A 3748-nucleotide genomic window follows, 5' to 3' on the forward strand; every position below is an offset into this window, starting at 1 on the left:
CCCCGCCCGGCCTGCTGTGGGCTACCAAACCGCCACCAAAACCCGGCCCCGGACGGCACCGAACAGGCACCGACGAACGGCGGCAAGTGACTAACCCGTGACTGACGAGGACGGCCTCGACGAGCGGCTCGAACACCACCTTCACGCCCCTGCCCGCGCTGGTAGGCGACTTGGAGAATGTTGGATTTTGTAGGGGTAAAGCGCAATCTCCCCCCAAAAAGGACACCACCACCCCGACGAGGGGCCGCTCGTCGCCCTTTCAGAACCGGGGGGGTGCAAGCTTAAAACACCCGTTCGGCACCGTGCTAGACGAGAAAACTGCCCATGCAAGGGCGGCAAGCTGTCGCGGATTGTCGCGCATTCAAGGCGCTGGTGCGGTACTTTCAGGGCAAGAAAAAAGCCGAGAGCGTGTAGGCCCCCGGACTCGACACCCACAGGCTACACGTTCTCGGGGAAGGCGTGTAGCCCTTGCATTCACATTCCCCCCGACTGTCTGCCACCCTCGCCCGACTTCACGCCGCCATCACTGGCCGCACCGAGCAACCGAACACCCCGTTCACGGCCCTGCCACGGCCAGCAGAACGGCCAGCGACACCCGACACGCCCCGACACCCGGCCCCGGCCCCTGCTGGCCCTTCACGGCCCTGTGAGCGGCCCACAGAACCCCCGACGCCCCACGTTGCCCCCCCGTGCCCCGTGCTGCCGACTGCCGACGAGGTACGCGACGAGCGGCCCCTCACGCCCGGCGCGGCCCGGCTGTGGGCAATCCTGCACGCCCTGGCGCTGTTCGTCGCCCGGCACCGAGGACACGCCCGCACCCCGGACACGGTGACGTTCCACCTGCCCGCCGTCATCCTTGCGGCCCTGGTGGGCTACTCCGAGCGGCACCTGTACCGGCTGGCCGACGAGCTGCGCCTGGCAGGGCTGATAGACGAGCGCGGCCACGTCGCCCAGGTCGGCAAGCTGCGGCGCTATGACGGCACACTCTGGCAAGTGGCATTACGCCCCGACGCCCGGCCCCGGCTGCGCTGGTGGGATTTTCAGCATGACTGGCGGCCCGACTATGCCGACGAGTACCACGGCGAGAAAGGCGCATGGCGGGAGGTTCAGAGCGTCATGTCAGAACCACTCACCCTTGAGGGCAAAACGGGGCGACTGCTGGCCCTCGCCCAAACATGGGCCGCTGCCACCCGCACACCAAAATCCCCCGCTGAGGGAGGTTCTGACATGCGTGCTGGCGCGGGTTTGCGGGGTGTGGCCGAACGGCTGCCCGGCCTGCTGGGGCTGCACCCGCGTCACCGTCACCGTGAGGTGTCCCGGCTGGCCGCTGAGCTGGCCGACACCCTGAACGAACCCGGCAGATTCAGGCAATGGTGCGCGGCAATTTACGCCGCCCTGAACGCCGAAAACGAGCAACGCCCCGGCCTAAACGCGCTGGCGCTGGCGCTGCTGAGGCTGTCGGCAGACATGGCAGAGGGCGCACCCTGGCGCACACCCGGCGCGGTCCTCGCGGCCCGGCTGCGCTGACGAGCAACACCCCGGCAACCGAGCGGCACCTTCACGGACACCACGCCCGGCGCGGGGGACTTCTCCCCTCACGCTGTCATCTGCTGTCCCCGACGTACCCCGAACCCGGCGTTCTGTCTGGGGCTGTATGCACTCCCCTTACATGAGGGGGCATTCTGTCGCGCCTACACATGCTCTCCTAACTGCATAGCCCCGGACATGTGAGACAATGAGCCATGACGCCCCGCACCCTCACCCACACCCCGAACCCGGCCCCGCCCGTGCCCCTCGTCGGTACGGGCGACTTGCTGAACACCGTCACGGTGGCTGACGTTCTCGGCTGCACCCCGCGCACCGTCACCCGCCTGATTCAGCGGGGCGTGCTGCCCGCGACGAGGCTCGGCCCCGGCAGAACTGCCTACCGCGTCACCACCGCCGCGCTGCTGGCGTTCGTGCTGAGGTACGGCACCCACGAACCCGGCACCGTGGCCGACGCGCCGAACCCTGACGCCCTCCGCGACTTCACCCCCGAACCCGTGACGCTGCACGCCCGGCGCACGGCTGACGGCCTGCTGCTGGTGTCGGCCACCCCGACGCCCTAGCACCCCGACGAGGTAAAGCACGGTGACACTCCCCCACACTCCCCTCCCCGACGCCCGCCAGCGTGCCCGTGACGGCCTGCGCCGCCGCGCCGTGCTGTACGAGGCCCACCGCCACACCGACGCCCGCGCCCGCAAACACACCCGGTTCTGCCTGCTGCCCCACGTGGCCGACGAGCTGCCCGCGCTGTCCCTGCACCTGGACATCACCGACGGCTACCCGCCGAACGTCGCCCGGAGTGCGGCTGCCCGTATCCGCCACCTGAACGGCATGTTCACCAAACATGGCCCGCTGGTGTTGCTGCGCTTCTCCCTGCCTGCCCTTGACGCCTACCCGCTGCATGAGCGCACCCTCGTCACCGAGGCGCGGGAGGCTGTGGCCGACGCCCTGTTTGGCCTGCTGGCCGACGATGCGCCCTACACGGTGGACATCCACCGAGGCGCTGAGGGCGGCACCCATGCCCACGCGGTAACGCCGCTGGCCTTCGTGCTGGAGGACTGGCGCGGCCTGCTGGCCGACGCGCCACATGGCCCCGGTGGGGGGCGTGACTTGCCCTTCCTCGCCGGGCATGGCGTGGTGATTCGCAACACCGCCCGCGATAGAGCGCGGGTTGCCGCCTACGTGCGCCGACACCCCGACGGGCGACTGTGGACACCCGGCACCGAGGACTACCTTCACGCCCTGGAGGATGAGCTACAGCGTAAACACATGGGCCTGCCCCTGCCCCGGCTGGCGTGGGATGCGGGAGTGCGGCACCTCCCTACTAAGTAACTAATCCTCCCACCCATCTAAGTAACTAATCCTCCCACCCATTACCGACACCCTCACAGCCCATGACGCGACGAGAACGGCCAGCCCCACGAACACACCCTCGATGCCAGATGTGGGCACCCGGATATACGCACTCAGGCGACTAGCAAATGCCAGCAACCGAGGCGAGAAACTAAACAAAACTGAAGGTTCTGATAGAATGTCTTCGTCACCGTGCTGTATGGCCGCGCTTACTGGGGAGTAGGCGCGGCCCTTTCTATGAAGAAGTACGAACCTCAGAAAACTTCATTCTGAAAGGACTTGCAAGGCTGAAAAAAGCTGAGGTTCAGGGGGCAATTTGACGCATTTTGTCACCTAAAAAACGGATAGCCCGAACCCGGCGTTCGTGGGCAACTATCCACTATTCACCACCCTAAAAAGGGCCGATGGTGGCCGCCCAAAAAGTAACGATTCGTAACGTTGCTGGCGACACCCCGAACCCGGCGTTCACCACCGAGGCCACCCTCACCCGCTGCCTACTGGCCCCCAGAACCGCCAGCGACACCCGACACCGCCCCGACACCCTGCCCGGCTGCCTGCTGGCCCTTCACGGCCCTGCTGTGGGCAACCCCATGACAGGTACACGCGCCCGGCAACCCCATGACAGATGCACCGACGAGCGGCCCCTCGTCGCCCTGGTGGGGGAGCTGCCCGGCCCGGCAAGCCTGACAAAGCTGACACCCAAAAAGGGGCGGATTTTCTCTTACCTAATGCCTGTTAGGGGAGAGAGCGCGGCTTTCACACTAATTTCTATTGGTGCGAAAACGGCACCCCGCCCGGCCTGCTGTGGGCTACCAAACCGCCACCAAAACCCGGCCCCGGACGGCACCGA

The 3748-nt window shown here is 66.9% G+C and carries 3 protein-coding genes; all 3 read left to right on the forward strand.

Annotated features, from left to right (window positions below):
* The first annotated feature begins 696 nt into the window (after positions 1-696).
* The 3 genes from DEIPH_RS12615 (at position 697) to DEIPH_RS12625 (ending at position 2877) form a co-directional block, all read left to right on the forward strand.
* Positions 697-1527, forward strand: coding sequence for a hypothetical protein (locus DEIPH_RS12615; RefSeq protein ID WP_034358646.1), 831 nt, complete (start codon positions 697-699; stop codon positions 1525-1527).
* Between the two features lie 215 nt (positions 1528-1742).
* A complete protein-coding gene (locus DEIPH_RS12620; protein WP_034358647.1) occupies positions 1743-2108 on the forward strand; it encodes a helix-turn-helix domain-containing protein in 366 nt (121 codons plus the stop codon).
* Between the two features lie 22 nt (positions 2109-2130).
* Positions 2131-2877, forward strand: a complete 747-nt coding sequence (locus DEIPH_RS12625) for a dsRNA-binding motif domain-containing protein (RefSeq protein WP_034358648.1) — start codon at positions 2131-2133, stop codon at positions 2875-2877.
* The last annotated feature ends 871 nt before the right edge of the window (positions 2878-3748 follow it).

This window comes from Deinococcus phoenicis, from assembly GCF_000599865.1.
GTDB classification, from domain to species: Bacteria; Deinococcota; Deinococci; order Deinococcales; family Deinococcaceae; genus Deinococcus; species Deinococcus phoenicis.

Excerpts from the sequence above, each read along its gene's own strand:
- DEIPH_RS12620 (WP_034358647.1), top strand. The coding sequence starts at position 1,743 with ATGACGCCCCGCACCCTCACCCACACCCCGAACCCGGCCCCGCCCGTG.